The organism is Sulfuriferula thiophila (genome assembly GCF_003864975.1).
GTDB classification, from domain to species: domain Bacteria; phylum Pseudomonadota; class Gammaproteobacteria; order Burkholderiales; family Sulfuriferulaceae; genus Sulfuriferula; species Sulfuriferula thiophila.
In genome coordinates, this window is sequence record NZ_BHGL01000046.1 from 330,866 (window position 1) to 351,740 (window position 20,875).

Sequence of the window (20,875 nt, forward strand, 5' to 3'; positions counted from 1 at the left end):
TATGGCTTGGAATGACCCACAATGGGGCAAGAAAAATGACGGCCCACCTGATTTAGACGAAATCTGGCGCCGTTTCAACGAGAAACTGAATGGATTGTTTGGTGGCAAACCATCGACACCCAACTCAGGTAAGTCATTTAATAAAGGCGGCCTCGCCATTATTGCCGGCGTCATCATTGCGATTTGGCTGGCTTCGGGCTTTTACATAGTTGATACCGGCGAACGTGGCGTCGTACTGCGTTTTGGTAAATTCGTCGAAACCACCCAGCCAGGCCCAAACTGGCACTTACCGTTCCCGATGGAAACGGTAGAGGTCGTTAATATCGAACAAGTCAGAACTGTTGAAGTTGGCTATCGCAATAACGTCAAGAGCAAAATGCTTAAAGAATCGCTCATGCTCACCGATGATGAAAATATCGTTGATATTCAATTTGCTGTGCAATACACCTTGAAAGATCCTGAAGATTATTTGTTCAGCAATCGCTCACCAGACGATGCTGTGCGCCAAGCTGCAGAGAGCGTCATGAGTGAAACTGTTGGCAAAAGCAAAATGGATTATGTCCTATATGAGGGGCGTGCTGATGTTGCCGCGCGCGCTACCAAAAATATACAGGATGCGCTGGACCGGTACAAAACCGGCATCAGCGTAAGCAAAGTCACTTTGCAAAATGCCCAACCACCACAGGAAGTCCAATCAGCATTTGATGATGCTGTAAAGGCTGGACAGGATCGCGAACGCTTGAAGAGTGAAGGTCAGGCATATGCCAATGACGTTATTCCCAAAGCGCGCGGGATGGCTGCACGCTTAACTGAAGAGTCGAATGGTTACAAACAATCAGTTATTGCCAATGCGGAAGGTGAAGCAAGCCGCTTCAAACAGGTGTTGGTTGAATACAGCAAGGCACCGGCAGTCACACGTGACCGCATGTACATGGACATGATGCAGCAAGTGCTGACCAGCACAAGCAAAGTCCTGGTTGACAGCAGCAAAGGTGGCAACAACCTTATCTACCTGCCACTCGACAAACTGATGCAAATGACCGGACCATCAGCCAATAACGCTACAACATCAAGCAGCACATCGAGCGTGCCGGATACTGTTGCCATTAAGCCCACCCCTGCAGATCCTGCTGCTCAAGACACAGGACGCACACGTGATGCCTTTCGCAGCCGTGAACGGGAGGACAGACCATGAAAAATATTAACACCATCATTATCATAGTACTGGGTCTATTAATCGTAGCAAGCATGACGATTTATACGGTTGACCAACGGCAAAATGCCATGGTATTTCAACTCGGTGAAGTCGTCGCCGTCGATAAAACGCCTGGCCTGTATTTCAAATTGCCGTTAGTACAAAATGTGCGCTATTTCGATACCCGGATACTGACGCTTGATCCTGCCGATCCTGACCGGTTTATCACTTCTGAAAAGAAAAACGTACTTGTCGACTACTTCGCAAAATGGCGAATTATTGATGTAAAACAATATTATGTCAGTGTTGGCGGAGATGAAACGCGCGCGCAAACGCGTTTACAGCAAACGATAAATGACAGTTTAAGAGCGGAATTCGGCAAGCGGACTGTGCATGAAGTTGTGTCAGGCGAACGCGACGAAATCATGGCATCATTACGGGCTAAAGCTGATCAGGATGCACGCAAAATTGGTGTGCAAGTCATGGACGTACGCATCAAGCATGTAGACTTGCCGCAAGAAGTCAGTGATTCGGTCTATCGCCGCATGGAAGCGGAACGTAAGCGCGTCGCCAATGAATTGCGCTCTACGGGTTCCGCAGAAGCGGAGAAAATCCGTGCAGATGCTGACCGGCAGCGCGAAGTCATAATTGCAGAAGCTTATCGTGACGCTCAGCGCATCAAGGGTGAAGGCGATGCCAAAGCCAGTACTATATATGCATCAGCCTACTCGCAGAATCCAGAGTTCTACGCGTTTTACCGTAGCATGGACGCATACCGTCAAAGCTTTAAAAACAAGAGCGATGTACTCGTCCTTGAGCCCAACTCGGCATTCTTCAAATACATGAAGTCGCCGAAGGTTACTAAGTAAAAATGGCGTTGAGCTTATTTAGTGCATTTGCCCTCGTGCTTATCATCGAGGGCATTATGCCGCTCATCGCCCCGACTGTATGGCGAGAAACTTTTACTAAAATGATAAGCTTTACTGATGGTCAGTTACGCACAGTTGGACTTTTTTCCATACTGGGTGGTTTGCTTATTCTAATAATGGTGCGCTAAAAATGCATAACTGGTTACTTCCTGAATATATTGAGGACTTACTCCCACCAACCGCTTTGCGCATGGAAAATCTGCGCCAGGTAATACTCAACCTATTCCGCGTACATGGCTATGAACTGGTCACTCCGCCGTTAATTGAGTATATAGACTCATTATTAACCGGAGCTGGCAGCGACCTGGATCTTAAAACATTCAAGCTGGTCGACCAGATTACGGGTAAAACCATGGGATTGCGCGCAGATATCACACCGCAGGTTGCACGTATTGATGCCCACCTGCTGAATCGCCAGGGTGTAACTCGGCTGTGCTACGCAGGTTCAGTTGTTCACACCTTACCGGATGGCACCCATCGTTCTCGCGAACTAATGCAACTGGGCGCCGAACTATACGGCCACCCAAGCTACGAAGCCGACGTAGAGATACAGAAGCTCATGCTGAATGCACTGAAACTGACCGGCGCAGGTGAATTACACCTGGACATAGGCCACGTTGGCGTATTTCGCGGTCTATTACAACACGCCAACATAGCCCCCGATGATGTACCAGCGATATTTGCTGCTCTGCAGGCCAAAGACGTTAGCTCTATTCGTGAACTCACTGCACATTTGGAGAGCAGCCTGCAAGAAGCTTTCTGCGCCCTGCCAAGTTTATATGGCGGTATTGAAGTACTTGACGAAGCCTTCCGAGTATTGCCTAGCCAGCTCGACATCAGTCAGGCCCTGGAAGAATTGCGCGCCATCATCAGCGAACTCAAAGACGAAGCAAAAATCAATATTGATCTGGCAGAATTACGGGGATACCACTACCATAGCGGCGTGGTGTTTGCCGTCTATACCAGCAATCACCCTACGCCGCTGGCGCAAGGTGGGCGGTATGATGAAGTCGGAAAAAGCTTCGGACGCTCCCGCCCAGCAACTGGCTTCAGTCTTGACTTGCGCGAGATTGCAACTCAGTTTTGGCGCTCGACCGGCCCGCAAGCCATACTTGCGCCCTTCCTGCGCAACGCCAAACTAGCAGAAAAAATCAATGAATTGCGCACCCGTGGCGAAATCGTCATTATTGATTTACCTGGGCATGACGAACACCGTGACGAATATGGATATGATCGCATCCTGACCCAGGACACTCAAGGTGAATGGACGGTAAGTATCCGACCGAACAACGCCCAATAACAACTTAGCAACTTATCTGGAAATAATTATGAGCAAAAACGTCGTCGTCATAGGCACCCAATGGGGTGATGAAGGCAAAGGTAAAATCGTTGACTGGCTAACCGACCATGCACAAGGCGTAGTCCGTTTTCAAGGCGGTCACAATGCCGGCCATACTTTAGTGGTTGCCGGTAAAAAAACCGTGCTACACCTGATACCTTCCGGCATATTGCGTGATAACGTTACCTGCTACATTGGCAATGGCGTCGTCGTGTCTCCTGCTGCGCTGCTTGAAGAAATGGACATGCTTGCACAGCATGGTGTGGACGTAGCCGCACGCCTCAAAATATCAGAAGCATGCCCGCTGATCCTGCCATACCACATAGCCATAGATCAGGCACGTGAACGCGCTAAAGGCGTAAGCAAAATCGGCACTACCGGTCGTGGTATCGGCCCTGCTTACGAAGATAAAGTTGCACGCCGCGCGATACGTTTGCAAGACGTATTCCATCGCGAGCGCTTTGCCGCAAAACTAGGCGAAGTACTGGACTATCACAACTTCATTCTGAAAAACTATTTCAATACTGACATCGTAGACTTTAGCCAAACACTGGAAGAAACCCTGCTGCTGGCTGAACGCATCAAACCTATGGTAGCAGATGTACCCCGTCTGCTATACGAAGCTAACCGCAGCGGTAGCAATCTGCTCTTTGAAGGTGCTCAAGGTACATTGCTGGACATTGATCACGGTACGTACCCGTTTGTCACCTCCAGCAACTGCACAGCAGGTGGCGCAGCCACTGGTGCCGGTGTGGGGCCGCATACCCTGCATTATGTGCTGGGCATCACCAAGGCCTATACAACCCGTGTCGGCTCTGGCCCGTTCCCTACAGAACTATTCGATGACAACGGCAAGTATCTGGCTGAACGCGGCCATGAGTTTGGCTCCACCACCGGACGTGCGCGCCGCTGTGGCTGGTTTGATGCTGCCGCGCTCAAACGCTCTATCCAGATCAATGGTGTTTCCGGTCTGTGCGTAACCAAACTGGATGTGCTGGATGGTATGGAATCACTGCGAATTTGTGTTGGCTACAATATCGACAACGGCTATTCCGACATCCTGCCCGTCGGCGCTGAAACCTTGGCGAAATGCGAACCGGTTTACGAAGAAATGCCAGGCTGGACAGAAAGCACAGTCGGGATCAAACAGTTTGATGAATTACCTGCCAATGCGCGTGCGTATCTGGCGCGAATGGAAAAATTGTGCGAAGTACCTATCGACATGATTTCCACCGGACCGGACCGCGAAGAGACTATTGTTCTACGTCACCCGTTTAACTAACCACTTGTAATATTTGCGCGTTGCAGCCAGTGCCGCAACACGCAAACATCTCAAATCCCAAGTAACAGCCGCGCCGGATCTTCCAGTGCGGCTTTTATTTCGACCAAAAACCGTACCGCGTCACGGCCATCGATGAGACGGTGATCATAGGACAGTGCCAGATACATCATCGGCCGTATCACCACTTGCCCATGCTCTGCGACTGGGCGCTCCTGTATCGTGTGCATCCCTAGTATCGCCGATTGTGGCGGATTAATGATAGGCGTGGATAGCAACGAACCGAACACACCACCGTTACTAATCGAAAAAGTGCCGCCACTAATCTCATCCAGACTCAAACTCATTGCCTCGGCGCGCTGAGAGTAATCCGCTATTGCCCGTTCAATCTGGGCAAAATCCAGCAAGTTGGCATTACGCAAAATCGGCACTACCAGGCCACGCGTGGTAGATACGGCAATGCCAATATCATAATGATCATGGTAAACGATATCATGCCCATCGATTGCTGCATTCATAATCGGAAACTGCTTGAGAGCCAACACGGCCGCTTTGACAAAAAACGACATGAAGCCCAGTTTGACACCATGCTCACGTTGAAAATCGGCCTGATATTGCGTACGCATATCCTTAACCGGCTGCATATTAACTTCATTGAACGTGGTCAAAATAGCTGCGGTATGCTGCGCTTCCACCAAACGCTCTGCAATACGCTGGCGGATACGACTCATAGGCTGCCGGCGGGAAGTTGGCCTTGCCACGTCATCACCCACCAATACCTGCATCGTTTTAGCCGGCTCTTGCACACTTTCAGACATCGCGACAGTGGGCGGCTGAATCACCTCATGGCTAACAGGTGGAGTAACTTCAGTAACCGGTATAGGTGTTGATGTAACAACGGCGGAAATAACAGCCACTTCGTCGACCTCAGGCTCGGCCAGCACAGCCTCACCGTTATCAATTCGCGCAATAATTTCGCCTGCGGTGACTACAGCACCATTTTCGCGCAGCAGTTCAACTAATATACCGCTCCCAGGAGCGGAGATCTCCAGTATGACTTTGTCCGTTTCCAGATCGATCAGGGTCTCGTCGCGACTCACCACATCACCGACTTGCTTATGCCATTCCAGCAAAGTGCCTTCCGTGATTGAATCTGACAGCTCAGGAGTTTTAACGTCAATTAACATAAAGCCTCATCGATAAATGCCTGTTTTTGTGCTTCATATATTTCCGGGTATCCGACTGCGGGTGAAGCAGAAAATGCCCGTCCCGCATAACGCAAAACCTGACCCTCGGCCATACAATCCCGTAAGTGATGACCAATTGCAAACCACGCCCCCTGATTCTGCGGCTCTTCCTGTGTCCAGACCAGCTCACTCGCATTTGGATAAAGGGCAATCACATCATAAAATTCATTACGTGGAAACGGGTACAACTGCTCCACCCTGATCAGCGCTATATCCGTTATGCCACGCTGTTCCCGGACATTAAACAGATCAAAGTACACTTTGCCGCTACACGCCACGATACGTCGCACAGCAGCGGCTTCCAGCGCTTCGGTTTCAGGCAATACCGCCTCAAATCGACCACTGGTTAATGCCGTCCAGGGCACGCTGGCATGTTTCGCACGCAACAAACTCTTGGGTGTCATCACGATCAACGGTTTGCGATACGGGCGCAGCATTTGCCGGCGAATCAAATGGAACATCTGCCCGGCATTCGTTGGCTGACACACCTGAATATTATCATTAGCACATAGCTGCAGATAACGCTCCAGCCTGGCAGAGGAATGCTCCGGCCCCTGCCCTTCCTGGCCATGTGGCAGGTACAGGGTCAAACCACACAAACGCCCCCATTTGGCCTCACCGCTGGAAATAAACTGATCGATGACTACCTGCGCGCCATTGGCAAAATCGCCAAACTGCGCTTCCCATATAACCAGTTCGTCCGGCTCGGAAGCGGCATAACCGTACTCGAATGCCAGCACCGCCAGCTCGGACAATAAAGAATCAATCACCAGAAAATTAGGCTGATTCGGGTAAATATGCTGCAATGGCAAAAACTCTCCAGCATCCCACCGTTCACGGTGCTGGTCATGCCATACCGCATGACGGTGAAAAAAGGTACCACGACCACTGTCTTGTCCGGAAATTCGCACCGGGTAGCCATCCCGTAACAAACTGGCATACGCCAGATTTTCCGCCATCCCCCAATCCACGCCTGATTCTCCTGCCACCATTGCCCGACGATCGATCACAACCTTCTCCACCCGCGGGTGTAAGGTCAAGCCATCAGGAATACGCGTCAGCTTCTCACCGAGCTCGCCCAGTTGATTTGCAGGTACACTGGTTTCAGCCGGATGGCGCCAGTCATTGTTGCGATATGACTCCCAGTGGGCAGCAAAATGACGACCATAGAGCGAAACAGCGGGTGCGACAATACGCTCTTCGTTTTCCAGGCGGACACGATATTGCTCGATTACAGCATGTGCATTGTCTTTTGTCAGGCAAGACTGGCCGACCAGCTTATCCACATACAGCTGACGTGTACCAGGGTGAGAATTTATGGCGTGATACATCAATGGCTGGGTAACTGCTGGTTCATCCTGCTCGTTGTGGCCATGACGACGGAAACACACCAGATCAATAATAATATCTTTATGAAATTCCCGACGATAGTCCAGTGCAATTTGCACCGCAAGCAATGCCGCTTCAGGATCATCACCATTCACGTGCAACACGGGTGCCTCGATCATTTTGGCCACATCAGTGCAGTACAAAGACGAGCGACTGTCGCGGGTATCCGAGGTAGTAAATCCGATCTGGTTATTGACCACTATATGGATACCACCACCCGTGCTGTAACCTCGCGTTTGCGACATGTTCAGGCTTTCCATCACCACGCCTTGTCCAGAAAAAGCTGCATCACCATGCAGCAGAACCGGGATCACTTCGCTACCTGAGTTATCTCCCCGGCGTTGTTGCCGCGCTCGCACGGAACCGCGCACCACCGGATGCACAATTTCCAGGTGCGAAGGATTGAATGCCAGCGCCAGATGGACCGCTCCATGCGGGGTAGTAACATCCGTAGAAAAACCCTGATGATATTTGACGTCCCCACTCAGAGCACTGTCCAAGTCGATCGGCATAGTGCCGAATATCTGTTTGAGTGGCTTGCCCAGCACATTGACCAGCACATTGATGCGACCACGGTGCGCCATGCCCAGCACAACTTCTTGCACGCCATGCCCTGCGGCACCGTTTATAAGGTGATGCAGCATAGGAATTAAGGTTTCGGCGCCTTCCAGTGAGAAGCGTTTCTGGCCCACATAGCGCGTATGCAGAAATTTCTCCAGCGCCTCTGCGGCTGTCAGGCTTTGCAATATCTGTTGCTGTTGCGCAGTGTCAAATTCCGGAGTAGCCAGGCAACCCTCCAAACGCTGCTGCATCCAGCGTTTGCGTACATTGTCGGAAATATACATATATTCCGTACCCAGCGTGCCGCAATAAGTGCGACGCAGTATCGTCAGAATATCCGTCAGGGTTGCACGCGATGGCGCTACCAGCGAGCCTGTGTCAAATACCACCAGCATGTCTGCTGCACCCAGCCCATAATGAGCGGGGTCCAACTCAGGCACATCAGGTCTGGGGAAACGGTGTAAAGGATCAAGGTCAGCATGCCGCACGCCTAGAAACCGGTAGGCGTTAATCAGCTGCAATACCGCTACCTGGCGTCGATCGAAGCTGGTATTGGTGGGCGCAACGGATGGTTCATCCAGCGTTGAGAAATACGTCTGCCAGTCGGCACTGAGCTGATCAGGATCAGTCAGAAATTGTTGATAAAGCGTGTCTAACCAATCCATTGCTTGCCAATCCATTAGTTAAAAGGCGAGCCGATAACTTTATCAACTCGCCAATCACGACTTAAAACTAACTGCGCTCAGCCATCGGCACATACTCGCGCCGTGTTGCACCAGTGTATTGTTGACGTGGGCGACCGATACGATGACCAGGCTCAGCCAGCATTTCGTTCCACTGCGCCACCCAGCCTACCGTTCGTGCCATCGCAAAAATTGCTGTGAACATGGAGGTCGGGATACCCAGAGCACGAAACACAATACCGGAGTAGAAATCGACGTTAGGATAAAGTTTCTTGGCAATGAAATACTCATCCTGCAAAGCGATACGCTCCAGTTCCAGTGCAATTTTGAACAATGGATCGTCGTTCAGATTCAGTTCATCCAGCACTTCATGGCAAGTCTGCCGCATCACGGCTGCACGCGGATCCATGTTCTTATAGATACGATGACCAAAACCCATCAGGCGGAATGGCGTGGTTTTATCCTTGGCGCGTTCAATAAACTCTGGAATACGCGACACATCGCCAATCTCTTCCAGCATTTTCAGCACGGCCTCATTCGCTCCGCCATGCAATGGCCCCCATAACGATGCCATCCCTGCGGCCACGCAAGCAAACGGGTTCGCACCGGATGAACCGGCTAAACGCACAGTGGAAGTCGATGCATTTTGCTCATGATCAGCATGCAGGATCAGAATGCGGTCCATTGCACGAGCCACCACAGGATTCACCTCATAAGGCTCACAGGGTGTTGAGAACATCATATGCAGGAAATTTTCAGCATAACCCAAGCGGTTTTGCGGATACGCAAAAGGCTGTCCCATATTGTATTTATATGACATCGCAGCGATAGTCGGCACTTTCGCCATCAACCGGTACGCAGAAATTTCCCGGCTATGAACATCAAATGCATTGATAGAGTCATGGTAAAACGCTGACAAAGCGCCGGTCACGCCAACCATAACCGCCATCGGATGGGCATCACGACGGAAACCACGGAACACATTATTGACCTGGTCATGCAGCATGGTATGGCTACGCACACCCTGTTCAAACTTGGCTTTCTGTTCCGGTGTCGGCAGCTCACCGAAAATCAGCAAATACGATACTTCAACAAAGTCGGAATGCTGTGCCAACTGTTCAATCGGGTAACCACGGTAGTACAGCAGACCTTCATCGCCATCGATGTAAGTAATACTGGACGTGCAGCTTGCCGTCGCCATAAAGCCGGGGTCATAGGTCAGATAGCCATGCTGGCTCAAACTGCGAATATCAATCACATTTGGTCCAAGTGTGCCTGCAAGTACGGGTAACTCGATCGGTGGCTGGCCATTATCAAAAGTCAGGGTTACTTTAGTCGCTACTGTCATTTCTGGATTCCCTTAGTAGAGTTGCACATACAATGCGGCATGATGCATATCGTTATGCTGTATTTTATCCCATAAAGCCATATCATCGAGCATTAACACGCGGCACAGCATGCTATTACGCGATTATCGGCGGAACTTTACCACCCATGCTTACATTTTCCAATTGAAAAACCGGGATTTATACCAGCCAGGCCTGCTGTTTCATCCAGTGCTGGACCAGCCATTGCAATGCCGGGCCTTGGTGATGGCTCAACCACGCCATAAAAAACTGCGACTCCGGCTTGGGCTCGGCAACCGACTTGATCACCAGACGCCCGGCTGCAGCCTCCTTTAATGCAATTTGTCTGGGCAAATAACCCACCCCCAGCCCCAGCTGATGGGCGATCAGCTTTGCGGCCATGTTAGGTACTGTCAGCACATCCTGCCCGTTCAGCAGACCGGAAGTACGCGCGGGTAAATGCCGTGAGCTATCGGCAGCAGTCACTGCCCTGAACTGCATGATATCCGCGGCTTGCAAAGGTTCGGGATACGCAGCCAGAGGATGCTGCGGGGCAATCGCAAACACAAATTCGACACGCCCCATGGGATGGGTGACATAGCCACCACCCGCAGGGCCTTCATTGGGTGCGCCGATCACCATATCTGCTCGCCCATTCACCAGCGCATCCCAGCAGCCACCGTACACTTCGGTGATAATACGCAGCCGGGTACCAAAGGCCTGGGCATAAAACGCCTCAAGCGCGGTATACAGCACTTCCCAGGAAATCAGATCGCTTACCGCAATCCGCAACTCTGTTTCGACACCCGCAGCCACGCGCTTTACCCGATTCTCGAGCTCCGTTGCCGCATGCAGCAGATGCCTGCCCTCGCGCAGCAATTCCACACCCGCTGGGGTCAGCACAGCGCGATGGCCGGAACGGTCAAACAACTGCACGGATAAGTCCTGCTCCAGCTTTTGCACATTATAGGTCAATGCCGATGGCACGCGATGCAACGCTTCGGCTGCCGCCGCAAAGCTGCCATAACGCTCGATTGCATCGATTACCAGCAAATTATCCAGATTTAGTCGCATCATCAATTTTTTTGAACAAGTCTTGCGGAATTATTCGCTATCAATCGACTGACTTCAAGCCTATTCTGCTACATCGCCGTTCAGCTCTCACCATGGAGACTAAAATGATCCAGCTTAACAAAGGTACAGATCGCGGCCATGCCGACCACGGCTGGCTGGAATCGTGGCACAGTTTTTCCTTCGCCGACTACTATGACCCGAAAAAAATGGGCGTAGCCAGTCTGCGCGTGATTAATGACGACCGTATCGCAGCACAAGGCGGCTTCCCTACCCACCCCCACCGCGACATGGAGATCGTCACCTATGTATTGTCCGGTGCTTTAGCGCACCGCGACAGCATGGGCAATGGCTCCATCATCCAGGCTGGCGATGTGCAAAAAATGAGCGCAGGTACCGGCATACGTCACAGCGAGTTCAATCCGTCGCAGGATACACCCGTCCATCTGTTGCAAATCTGGATACAGCCGAATCAGAGCGGCATCACCCCGAGCTATGCGCAAAAGAGCTATACCCGGCAGGATAAAAAAGGCCGCCTGTGCCTGATCGCCTCACCGGATGCTGACGGCGACACCATCTTGTTACAACAGGACGCCAGGCTTTATGCCGCCATACTCACTGCAGAGGATCGCATTGAACACCCGCTGCCAGCAAACCGCATTATCTATCTGCATGTCGCGACTGGCGAGCTAACCGCCAATCAGCTGACGTTAACCGCGGGTGACGCCATCATCCTGCAGGATGAGGCCATGCTGACGCTCAGCACGCCATCCGAGGCGGAAATACTGCTGTTTGAACTTAACCCACGCATCAGCTAGGCCGCAGCAATCACTTATTTTTATCCGATTTATTCACCACAGGACCACATTATGCAACCAGATCTTTTTACCCCGATTCGACTTGGACGTTACAGCCTTAAAAATCGCCTGGTCATGGCACCATTAACCCGCAACCGAGCCGGCGCAGGCAATGTGCCACAAGCCATGAATGTGGAATACTATCGCCAGCGCGCTTCGGCTGGATTAATCATCAGTGAGGGTGCACAAATCACACCAACTGCTGTCGGTTATCTCGGCACACCGGGTATCCATAGTGCCGAACAAATTGCTGGCTGGAAAAATGTGACCGACGCAGTCCACAGTCGCGACGGCCGCATTTTTCTTCAGTTATGGCACTGTGGTCGCGTATCGCACCCCGCATTGTTACCCAATGGCATGCTCCCGGCAGCCCCCTCCGCCATCCGTCCGGAAGGTCACGCCCACACCATGGAAGGCCCGCAGGATTTTGTCACGCCACACGAGCTGACAACCGACGAAATTGCAGAGATAGTCAATGACTTCCGCACCGCTGCAAAAAATGCGCTGGCGGCGGGTTTTGATGGTGTAGAAATACACGCAGCGAACGGCTATCTTATTGATCAGTTCATCCGTGACGGCTCCAATCAACGTACTGACGAATACGGTGGCTCACTCAAAAACCGCAGCCGCCTGCTGATGGAAATCACGGCTGTGGTAACCGAAGTATGGGGTTCTGACCGAGTTGGCGTCCGCCTCTCCCCGGTCAACCCGTTCAACGACATGCGTGACAGCAATCCGCAGCAAACTTTTGATTTTGTTGCCAACGCCCTCAACCCGTTTAACCTGGCTTATCTGCATGTCACCGAATGGGGTTGCACTGACCCTGCCGACTTTGATTTCCATCAATTACGCGCCGCCTTCAATGGCACATACATGACCAATGGCGGCTATGATAAAGCCAGTGCCGATGCCGCTATCGCATCAGGCGCAACCGATCTGGTAGCATTCGGCAAACTATTCATTGCCAATCCTGATCTACCGGAACGCTTTGCCGCTGATGCCCCGCTCAACACGCCGGACGTCAACACGTTTTATGGCGGCAATGAAGTTGGTTATATTGACTACCCGTCACTCTGAAACAATAAGCTTTAATTGTAATTAGCTGTAGACACACGCATTTCCCGCTTGCCGGGAAATGCGTCGCCCCCCCTCCCCCACACCATCCAGCCTGGCCCATTTGTTGCTTAACTGTTGATTATTCAACATCTCAACACGTAAAGGACAATCAGCATGCATACCCATTCCGCTCATCAGAACGATATATTTCTGCCCTATATGCGCGACGTTATCCGCAGCGAGCAATCGTTACGTGAACTCAACCTGATGTGGCGCATGATCGAATCGTCCGCAAAGATGAATTATCTGGCCGAAACCAAATCCATCCTGCAAACCATGGCTCAAACCCGCGCCGGTTTCGACCAACTGGAACAGGAACTAGTCTCCAGTCTGGTACACGAAAAAGTTGCCAATGTACTGATGGAAATCGGCACCAAAGCACACTATGTCATTGATATAGTAGTGCGAAATCTTTACGAACGTACCGCAGACGTCGGTTTTCTGGCTACCGACCACGACCTGTGCGCATTTGTAGCCGGCATGAATAACGACCCTATTGCAATACGTTCACGCCTGCTTGCCTACCGCAATAAATACACTGTCTATGATGAAATCATGCTGCTGGACAAAGACGGTAACTTATTGATTCAAATAAACGAACACTCGGAAGTTGAAGGCAGTATCGACCCCCTGATCGAGCAGACACTTAATTCGGAAACTTACGTCGAGACATTCCGTGCTACCGATCTGCGTCCGTGCAAACAGAAATCACTGATTTATTCGCAGCGCATGCTGCATCCAGAAACCGGGGAAGTAGTCGGCATACTGTGCCTGTGCTTTGATTTTGAAAAGGAAATGCATGGCATTTTCGACTCACATCGCGATCCGGACGAACGCTCCAACATGCTGTTACTCGATAGCGAAAATCGTGTCATCGCCAGCGCCGACACATTGTGGGTGCCACTCGGCGCAGTAGTGCCCGTCAACCGCAGTGGCAGCACCCGTTTAATGATGTTTGGCGGCCGAAAATATCTGGTACAAACCTTTATTGCCGAAGGATATCAAGGCTACATGGGCCCTCCCGGCTGGCAGGGGCAAGTTATGATTCCGGTCGAGGTTGCCTTTCTGGAAGACAGTGACAAAGCCTCCATAGCACTTGATCCCAACATTACAGAGGGCCTGCTCACCCACGCCCAGACCTTCTCACCCCCGCTTTATAAAATCATGCAGGCGGCCGAAACCATACAGCGCGTTGTCTGGAACGGACAAGTCATGACGGCAGGTCACAGCGACCATTTGCTGCAACTCAAATCCGTACTCGAACAAATCAGCGAAACGGGCACACGCAGCAACGAATTGTTTTCACAATCAATCAGCAACCTGTATGAAACCGTACTCGGTTCCAGCTTGCGCGACACCGAGTTCATGTCACATTTGCTGGTCGATTTGCTTGATCGCAACCTGTATGAACGCTCCAACGATTGCCGCTGGTGGGCGCTGACGCCTGCGCTGCGCCACACCCTTGCTGCAACTGACCGCTCCGACGCCATGCTCAAGGATATCACCGGCATTCTGGCCTACATCAATAGCCTGTATACCGTGTACACCCGCATTTTTGTTTATGACAAAACCGGCCGCATCATCGCCAGCACCAATCTGGCACACAGCGGCGAAGACAACGACGTAATTGGCACCAACATTGGGCACGACACCCTGCAATCCGTGCTCTCGCTTGCAACCGAACAGGATTATTACGTCACGCCGTTCGCTCCAACACCGCTATACAATAATTTACCAACCTACATTTACCATGCCGCCATTCGCCATCCAGAATCACATAACACCGTGGTTGGCGGCATCGGCATCGTCTTTGACGCAGCACCCGAATTTTCAGCCATGCTGCATGGCGGTCTGAATGGCAAGGCAGACACAACGGCATACTTCATCAACCGGGATGGCCTCATCATTGCCAGCACCGACCCAACCCGCCCGGTCGGCACCCGCCTGGATATTGACAGTGATGTACAGCATCAGAGAAATGGCCGCAGCTCATCCAGCATCACCATACACGATGGTCATTATGCGAGCATGGGTTGCTCCGTTTCCAGCGGCTACCGCGAATTCAAAGTAAGTGATGGCTACAAGGAAGACGTCATTGCTGTGGTATTTGAATCGTTTGGAGAAATACGCGAACGTAATACTGCTATCAGCAAAGCCGCTGCCGTGCTTGAGCACGACGCCGTGGATATCGGTGGCAAACAGTTCGCAACCTGCTTTATTGATGGCAATTTATTCGCCATCCCTGCTGAACAGGTGCTGGAAGCCTTGCCAGGTTCGGCTATACAGCCCATGTCCATGGGTAGCTTTGAAGGCCGTGTCGGCATGCTCGCGATCGAACATGAGAGCGCAGCAAAACAATTTATCTGGGTATTCGACCTTGGGTATATGGTGCGAGGCAAATCGTCTGAACTTGCCCACAACAGTCAGGTCATCGTGGTGCAACACGAACAGCAGAACATCGGTTTGCTGGTAGATGAGCTACACGGCGTGCCTGAATTCAGCGCCGAATTCATCACTGACACGCCTTTCGGCAAGGATGAAAATGGCACCCTGATTCCGCAAGTCATCAAAGGCAATCATGGGAATTTATTGATACAGGTATTAGACATCGACTACATCTATCGCACCCTGAAAGCCGGCGAAATGCCGAGCATGCCAGAGCAGATGATGCAGGAAGCAGCATAAACCGCCAGACCTGGGGCATACGGCTCGGCCCCAGGTTCTCACTTCATAAAAAATATCAGTTTTTTGTCTGCCACTTCAATTAAATCGTTTTCCTGCAACAAATGCGGCTGAGTGCCGATAGACCTGCCATTCAATCGGGTTGGCTGCTTTCCTTCCACATGCGTAACATAGTAGCCATGCGGGCGCCGGCTGATCATGGCAAGGTGCTGACCGGGCTGACCGAAGGTTTTTAACGGACGACTGATCAACGTTTCCTTGCCGGCATATCTGTCCTTCACACCGCCCAATGGAAAATTGGCATTAACCGCTCTGGCTGAAGACAAGGCCGTAGCCAATTGTGGCTTCGCAACAGGCCCCGCACCTTCCGACAGCTCATCCACCTGCCACGGCGCTGATTCCAGCATCATGGTCTTATCAAAATCCATGTTCGATGTGGCGCGCTGATTGATGTATTTCAGCTGATATTCACCAATCTCGACGATGTCGTTATTTTGCAGTATGTGCTTGGTAACTTTGCTGCCGTTTACCTGCACACCATTACCGCTGTTGGTATCTTCCAGCACCTGATCATTTCCTATGGTAATGATTGCTGCGTGGAATTTGCTTACATTCGGGTCGTCCAGAAAAATATCGTTATCTTCTTTGCGCCCAAGCACAAATCGGTCTTTGTCCAGAAAGTAATGCCCCTGAACCTCACCATTAACGCTAACCACTAATTTTGCCATGCCGATCCCGCCCTTAAAACTTGCTTAACCAACCGAACAGCCTGTCTTGCAGACTACGTTTCTGAATCACCGCATCACGCACCCTGGCAAGGATTACTGAAACATTATCATGCCCGCCATTATCATTCGCCATCTGTATCAACTGCGTAACCACCAGGGGCAGATTCGTCTGCAATTCACTCACCGCCAGTTCGATATCCGCATCATCCACCATGTCATTCAAACCATCCGAACACAGCAGGTAAATATCACCCGGCACGACATCCGTCTCGATAACATCAACCTTGACCTCATTTTCAATTCCCAATGCGCGCGTCACCAGATTGCGATTATGCGAAAATTTGGCCTCGTCAGTAGAAATCATGCCCATTTCCACTTGTTCCTGAAGCAAGGAATGGTCGTGAGTCAGCAGTTCAAAAACGCCGTTACGCAAGCGATACAAACGCGAATCACCAACGTGTGCAATCGTTGCCCAGCCATCGTTAAAAAGCATAAGCACAACGGTTGTACCCATGCCGTGATACTTGTCGTTGGCTTGAGCAGTCTGATAAATAACCCGGTTAACCTTCTCAATGGCAGATTTAACCACCTGGGATGAATCTGAAAGCTGGCTGAATTTGCGGACTGACTGTGCTTTGTCACCCTGCAGCCTCTGTTTCAGCAGCTCCGTAATCATATCAGTGGCCATGGCGCTGGCGACATCACCGGCTTTGTAGCCACCCATGCCATCAGCCAGTACCAGCAAACCAAAGTCGGAATCAGCAGCAATACTATCCTCATTGAAAGCACGGACTACACCAGCATCAGTTCCGCTGGCTATTTCCAGATGGGTATGCGAAGTCATGCGTTAATCATCCTTATCGTTATAATATTTTTATCCAGCGACATTAAAACAGCCTATTCCAACATGCTCTACGCCATTTTTCTGAATTCATTCTCTCACCGGGTCATGCTCAATAGCAAGACCGGCAGTATAGATATACCATCTGTTGATTACATCAGTGTGTACAGACCGAATAAGCTGTTCCGGTATTGACAATACCCATCGAAAAAACTAATGTTACGTGCATCCATCAGGCACGAATTCTTTATGGAATTTACCTATTTCCATTTCCTATCCTTACTCAACAGTATTAACTTAATGTGACTGAAAAATTAGGCCGATACGAAATCCTCTCCGAGCTTGGCCAAGGTGCCATGGGCATTGTCTATAAAGCCATTGATCCGCTCATAGAACGCACTGTTGCAATCAAAACCATCAAACTCGATTTATCCAAGGATGAACTCGCCAACTTCGAAGAGCGGTTCTATCGCGAAGCAAAATCAGCAGGCCGCCTTAATCATCCAAACATAGTTACCATCTATGACGTTGGCAAAACAGACAGCGCCGCCTATATGGCAATGGAGTTTCTGGAAGGCCAGCTGTTACGAGAAATTCTGGATGCGCACACGGCGTTGAGCATCGACAAGATAGTCGATATCGCCGCCCAGGTTGCGGATGGCCTAGCCTACGCCCATGCCAATAGTGTGGTTCATCGCGACATCAAACCAGCCAACATCATGCTGGTGCGCGACGGCGTCGCCAAGATAATGGATTTCGGGATTGCACAAATGCCAACCGGCTCACGGACACTGGCAGGCACGGTAATGGGTTCGCCCAAATACATGGCTCCTGAACAGATCATCGGCAAACCGGTCGATGGTCGCGCCGACATATTTGCCTTGGGCGTCATGCTATATGAAATGCTGACAGGCGAGTCGCCATTCGATGGCGACAACATCAACACCATCATGTACCGCATTCTCAATGTAACCCCGGTACCGCCTAAATCACTGGCACCACGCATCCCCGATGCATTCAACTACATCGTTACCAAGGCACTGGCCAAAGAACCCGAGGAGCGTTATCAAAACGCTATGGAACTGGCAAATGACCTTAGGAACTACTCCGATTTAGCCATTCCGGAAGCCGAAGCTGCCGCGCTAAGCCACCACAAAACACTGGATCGCAGATTATCGCCAAGATCCACCGTCGGCGATGAAACTGTTTTACTGACCAACCGATCTGTCGCCCCCGGGATTAAGGCAGATGCCATTCCTGCGCACAAAACGCAACCATTGGCTCCTGCAACCCACATTTCCGTATCCGTTTTTAACAAAAAAAATCTGGCCATTGCCGGAGCCATTGCTGTTCTGGCCGCTGCCGTAACACTGATATCCGGGAAATCAACTCATCAAAACAATATACCGCCAGCAACTGTAACGATACCTGTGATTAACACTAAACCTGCAGCAATCAAGCCCACGCCAATACCTCATGCTGAAACCAGCACGGAGCTTATCGCAAATAAAACAGAAGTCACAACGACCGAACCCAAAACCGAACCTGCTCACGCAAGCAAAAAAACGAATCACGCAGCAACAGTAACTGCACCATCCGTTTTGCCTGACAACAAGATAAAGGCCAGCACAACAATCAACTTTTCAGTTTCCCCGTGGGGAACCGTTTATGTAGATGGTAAAAAAATGGGCGTAACACCACCATTAAAAAAACTGACAGTTGCGGCTGGAAAGCATAAAATCGAGATCAGAAATTTGAACTTCACACCGTATTCGGAAACGCTGGACCTGAAAGCCGAATCGACAAAGACCATTAAATACACCTTCAAATAAAGGTTTGCTGTGCCTAAACGACTCATACTCACATTATTGATTTCAACTGTTTTATTAACCGGATGCGCGTCCAGCACGATGCGGGATCTGGGGCTGGATAAACTTGCACCACGCAAAGCAGAGCAGGAATTATCTGCAGGCATCAAGAGTTATGAGAACGGCAACTATCAAAGCGCTGCAAAAACCATACAAAATGCATTAAATACCGGACTGACCTTCAACAGTGATCAGGTCACCGCGCATAAATATCTGGCTTTTATCAACTGCATATCCGAGCGCGAGAAGCAATGCAGAGAAGAGTTCAAAAAAGCATTGGCACTCGACCCTAATTTTGAATTATCTACAACAGAAGCAGGGCATCCAAGCTGGGGCCCGGTTTACCGCAGCTTGAAAAACGAGCAGATGCCAGCGAAAAAGAAATAATGAACGCGCCTATAACAACCATCAGAGTGACTATTCAGCACAAGCATGCTCGCACATCTAACGATTTTTACAGAAATAACACCAACAAAAAAGCCCGCTTTAGTGCGGGCTTAGAAGCTGTTCTTAATACAAACAGAAATATACTTGGTGCCGGGAGGGGGACTCGAACCCCCACACTGTCTCCAGCGGCGGATTTTGAATCCGCTGCGTCTACCAATTCCGCCATCCCGGCTGATTAGATACGCGATGAGATGCGTTTGACAAGCTCGGCATTATCCACAAAACCCCACCTACTTGCAACACCTTCGTAATATTTATGCGCACTGACGACTTTAATTTTGAATTACCCGATGAACTTATCGCCCAGTTTCCCCCTGCAATACGCACTGCCAGCCGGATGCTGCATATAGACCCGCACACGCAGCAACTGAGCGACCGCCTGTTTACCGACCTGCCTGATTTCCTCAACGCTGGCGATGTGCTGGTATTTAACGACACCCGCGTCATCAAGGCCCGCCTGTACGGTCATAAAGCCAGCGGTGGCCAGATAGAACTGTTGATTGAGCGTGTCATTGACGAGCATGAAGCACTCACCTTCATCCGCGCCAGCCATGCCCCAAAGATTGGCTCACAGATCACCATTGCCGATGCCGTCCCATTAACCGTTCTGGCACGTGAGCATGACTTGTACCGGGTGCGCTTTGATGTGCCGCAAACCGTCCTGGAAGTACTTGAACAATACGGTGCATTACCACTACCACCCTATATCGAACGCGCTGCCGACCGTGCCGACGACTCACGCTATCAAACCGTATATGCGCGCCATCCAGGCGCTGTCGCCGCCCCCACCGCAGGCTTGCACTTCGATGAAGCCACCCTGGCCCAACTCGATGGCATGGGCGTGATACGTGCCCATGTCACGTTGCATGTCGGTGCAGGCACATTCCAGCCAGTGCGCGTAGACAACATCGCGGATCACGTCATGCACAGCGAGCGTTACACCATTCCACAAACAACCGTTGATGCCATCGCGCATGCCAAAGCAACTGGCGGTCGCATTATCGCCGTTGGCACCACCAGCCTGCGCGCGCTGGAAGCGGCAGCTCAGTCCGGCCAATTGCAGGCTGGCGAAGGTGAAACCAGTATTTTCATTACCCCGGGCTACCAATTTAAAGTGGTTGAACGACTGCTCACCAACTTCCACCTGCCTAAATCCACACTGCTCATGCTAGTATCAGCGTTTGGCGGCATGACAATGATGCGGGAAGCGTATGCTCACGCAGTTGCACATAAATACCGATTTTTTAGTTATGGCGATGCAATGCTGATTGAACGGGCCAACTGAACTTTAGAGCAG

The 20,875-nt window shown here is 50.9% G+C and carries 17 protein-coding genes and 1 tRNA gene; 11 read left to right on the forward strand and 7 right to left on the reverse strand.

From position 1 onward, the window contains the following. Window position 1: 1 nt before the first annotated feature. From hflK to EJE49_RS13335, 5 genes are read left to right on the forward strand one after another with little or no spacing between them, the layout of a single operon-like run. On the forward strand, window positions 2-1,195 hold the full coding sequence (hflK, locus tag EJE49_RS13315; protein ID WP_124951629.1) for an FtsH protease activity modulator HflK: 1,194 nt from the start codon (window positions 2-4) through the stop codon (window positions 1,193-1,195). Continuing rightward, window positions 1,192-2,064, forward strand: a complete 873-nt coding sequence (gene hflC / locus EJE49_RS13320) for a protease modulator HflC (RefSeq protein ID WP_124951631.1) — start codon at window positions 1,192-1,194, stop codon at window positions 2,062-2,064. Before hflK ends, hflC begins: the two co-directional genes overlap by 4 nt. Window positions 2,065-2,066: 2 nt before the next feature. Continuing rightward, window positions 2,067-2,252 carry a DUF2065 domain-containing protein gene (locus tag EJE49_RS13325; protein WP_124951633.1) on the forward strand — a complete coding sequence of 62 codons (186 nt, stop codon included), beginning with the start codon at window positions 2,067-2,069 and terminating at the stop codon, window positions 2,250-2,252. 2 nt (window positions 2,253-2,254) lie between these two features. Further along, entirely contained in the window at window positions 2,255-3,424 is a 1,170-nt protein-coding gene (locus EJE49_RS13330; RefSeq protein WP_124951635.1) for an ATP phosphoribosyltransferase regulatory subunit, read from the forward strand. Window positions 3,425-3,452: 28 nt separating this feature from the next. After that, window positions 3,453-4,745, forward strand: a complete 1,293-nt coding sequence (locus EJE49_RS13335) for an adenylosuccinate synthase (protein WP_189941923.1) — start codon at window positions 3,453-3,455, stop codon at window positions 4,743-4,745. 50 nt (window positions 4,746-4,795) lie between these two features. On the opposite strand, the gene sucB is transcribed toward EJE49_RS13335, so the two are convergent. From sucB to EJE49_RS13355, 4 genes are all read right to left on the reverse strand, one after another. Continuing rightward, complete coding sequence (sucB, locus tag EJE49_RS13340) at window positions 4,796-5,929, reverse strand: dihydrolipoyllysine-residue succinyltransferase (protein WP_124951639.1); 1,134 nt, start codon at window positions 5,927-5,929, stop codon at window positions 4,796-4,798. Further along, window positions 5,923-8,604, reverse strand: coding sequence for a 2-oxoglutarate dehydrogenase E1 component (locus EJE49_RS13345; protein ID WP_262981953.1), 2,682 nt, complete (start codon window positions 8,602-8,604; stop codon window positions 5,923-5,925). The genes sucB and EJE49_RS13345 overlap by 7 nt, the downstream gene beginning before the upstream one ends. 67 nt (window positions 8,605-8,671) lie before the next feature. After that, window positions 8,672-9,970, reverse strand: coding sequence for a citrate synthase (locus tag EJE49_RS13350; RefSeq protein ID WP_124951643.1), 1,299 nt, complete (start codon window positions 9,968-9,970; stop codon window positions 8,672-8,674). 178 nt (window positions 9,971-10,148) lie between these two features. Continuing rightward, window positions 10,149-11,048 (reverse strand): LysR family transcriptional regulator, encoded by a 900-nt coding sequence (locus tag EJE49_RS13355; RefSeq protein ID WP_124951645.1) that lies wholly within the window; start codon window positions 11,046-11,048, stop codon window positions 10,149-10,151. Between the two features lie 98 nt (window positions 11,049-11,146). Between EJE49_RS13355 and EJE49_RS13360 the strand changes: the two genes are divergently transcribed. From EJE49_RS13360 to EJE49_RS13370, 3 genes are all read left to right on the forward strand, one after another. Beyond that, on the forward strand, window positions 11,147-11,857 hold the full coding sequence (locus tag EJE49_RS13360) for a pirin family protein (protein ID WP_124951915.1): 711 nt from the start codon (window positions 11,147-11,149) through the stop codon (window positions 11,855-11,857). Between the two features lie 51 nt (window positions 11,858-11,908). After that, window positions 11,909-12,973, forward strand: a complete 1,065-nt coding sequence (locus EJE49_RS13365; RefSeq protein WP_124951647.1) for an alkene reductase — start codon at window positions 11,909-11,911, stop codon at window positions 12,971-12,973. Window positions 12,974-13,126: 153 nt separating this feature from the next. After that, window positions 13,127-15,697 carry a chemotaxis protein CheW gene (locus EJE49_RS13370; protein WP_124951649.1) on the forward strand — a complete coding sequence of 857 codons (2,571 nt, stop codon included), beginning with the start codon at window positions 13,127-13,129 and terminating at the stop codon, window positions 15,695-15,697. Window positions 15,698-15,735: 38 nt separating this feature from the next. Here EJE49_RS13370 and EJE49_RS13375 read toward each other — a convergent pair whose 3' ends face one another. Together EJE49_RS13375 and EJE49_RS13380 are read right to left on the reverse strand one after the other, a co-directional pair. Then, a complete protein-coding gene (locus EJE49_RS13375; RefSeq protein ID WP_124951651.1) occupies window positions 15,736-16,422 on the reverse strand; it encodes an FHA domain-containing protein in 687 nt (228 codons plus the stop codon). 13 nt (window positions 16,423-16,435) lie between these two features. Continuing rightward, window positions 16,436-17,266, reverse strand: a complete 831-nt coding sequence (locus tag EJE49_RS13380; RefSeq protein WP_124951653.1) for a Stp1/IreP family PP2C-type Ser/Thr phosphatase — start codon at window positions 17,264-17,266, stop codon at window positions 16,436-16,438. A 299-nt stretch (window positions 17,267-17,565) separates the two neighbouring features. On the opposite strand from EJE49_RS13380, the gene EJE49_RS14130 reads away from it, so the two are divergent. Both EJE49_RS14130 and EJE49_RS13390 read left to right on the forward strand, forming a co-directional pair. Further along, window positions 17,566-19,095 carry a serine/threonine protein kinase gene (locus EJE49_RS14130; protein ID WP_189941927.1) on the forward strand — a complete coding sequence of 510 codons (1,530 nt, stop codon included), beginning with the start codon at window positions 17,566-17,568 and terminating at the stop codon, window positions 19,093-19,095. A gap of 9 nt (window positions 19,096-19,104) precedes the next feature. Next, window positions 19,105-19,518 (forward strand): TssQ family T6SS-associated lipoprotein, encoded by a 414-nt coding sequence (locus tag EJE49_RS13390; RefSeq protein ID WP_124951655.1) that lies wholly within the window; start codon window positions 19,105-19,107, stop codon window positions 19,516-19,518. A 145-nt stretch (window positions 19,519-19,663) separates the two neighbouring features. Here EJE49_RS13390 and EJE49_RS13395 read toward each other — a convergent pair. Continuing rightward, window positions 19,664-19,750: transfer RNA gene (locus EJE49_RS13395), tRNA-Leu, on the reverse strand. Window positions 19,751-19,834: 84 nt separating this feature from the next. Between EJE49_RS13395 and queA the strand changes: the two genes are divergently transcribed. Then, complete coding sequence (queA, locus tag EJE49_RS13400; protein WP_124951657.1) at window positions 19,835-20,863, forward strand: tRNA preQ1(34) S-adenosylmethionine ribosyltransferase-isomerase QueA; 1,029 nt, start codon at window positions 19,835-19,837, stop codon at window positions 20,861-20,863. The last annotated feature ends 12 nt before the right edge of the window (window positions 20,864-20,875 follow it).

Excerpts from the sequence above, each read along its gene's own strand:
- EJE49_RS13350 (WP_124951643.1), bottom strand. The coding sequence starts at position 9,970 with ATGACAGTAGCGACTAAAGTAACCCTGACTTTTGATAATGGCCAGCCA.
- EJE49_RS13370 (WP_124951649.1), top strand. The coding sequence starts at position 13,127 with ATGCATACCCATTCCGCTCATCAGAACGATATATTTCTGCCCTATATG.
- queA (WP_124951657.1), top strand. The coding sequence starts at position 19,835 with ATGCGCACTGACGACTTTAATTTTGAATTACCCGATGAACTTATCGCC.
- EJE49_RS13360 (WP_124951915.1), top strand. The coding sequence starts at position 11,147 with ATGATCCAGCTTAACAAAGGTACAGATCGCGGCCATGCCGACCACGGC.
- EJE49_RS13365 (WP_124951647.1), top strand. The coding sequence starts at position 11,909 with ATGCAACCAGATCTTTTTACCCCGATTCGACTTGGACGTTACAGCCTT.
- hflK (WP_124951629.1), top strand. The coding sequence starts at position 2 with ATGGCTTGGAATGACCCACAATGGGGCAAGAAAAATGACGGCCCACCT.
- EJE49_RS13330 (WP_124951635.1), top strand. The coding sequence starts at position 2,255 with ATGCATAACTGGTTACTTCCTGAATATATTGAGGACTTACTCCCACCA.
- sucB (WP_124951639.1), bottom strand. The coding sequence starts at position 5,929 with ATGTTAATTGACGTTAAAACTCCTGAGCTGTCAGATTCAATCACGGAA.
- EJE49_RS13380 (WP_124951653.1), bottom strand. The coding sequence starts at position 17,266 with ATGACTTCGCATACCCATCTGGAAATAGCCAGCGGAACTGATGCTGGT.
- EJE49_RS13325 (WP_124951633.1), top strand. The coding sequence starts at position 2,067 with ATGGCGTTGAGCTTATTTAGTGCATTTGCCCTCGTGCTTATCATCGAG.
- EJE49_RS13345 (WP_262981953.1), bottom strand. The coding sequence starts at position 8,604 with ATGGATTGGTTAGACACGCTTTATCAACAATTTCTGACTGATCCTGAT.
- hflC (WP_124951631.1), top strand. The coding sequence starts at position 1,192 with ATGAAAAATATTAACACCATCATTATCATAGTACTGGGTCTATTAATC.
- EJE49_RS13335 (WP_189941923.1), top strand. The coding sequence starts at position 3,453 with ATGAGCAAAAACGTCGTCGTCATAGGCACCCAATGGGGTGATGAAGGC.
- EJE49_RS13375 (WP_124951651.1), bottom strand. The coding sequence starts at position 16,422 with ATGGCAAAATTAGTGGTTAGCGTTAATGGTGAGGTTCAGGGGCATTAC.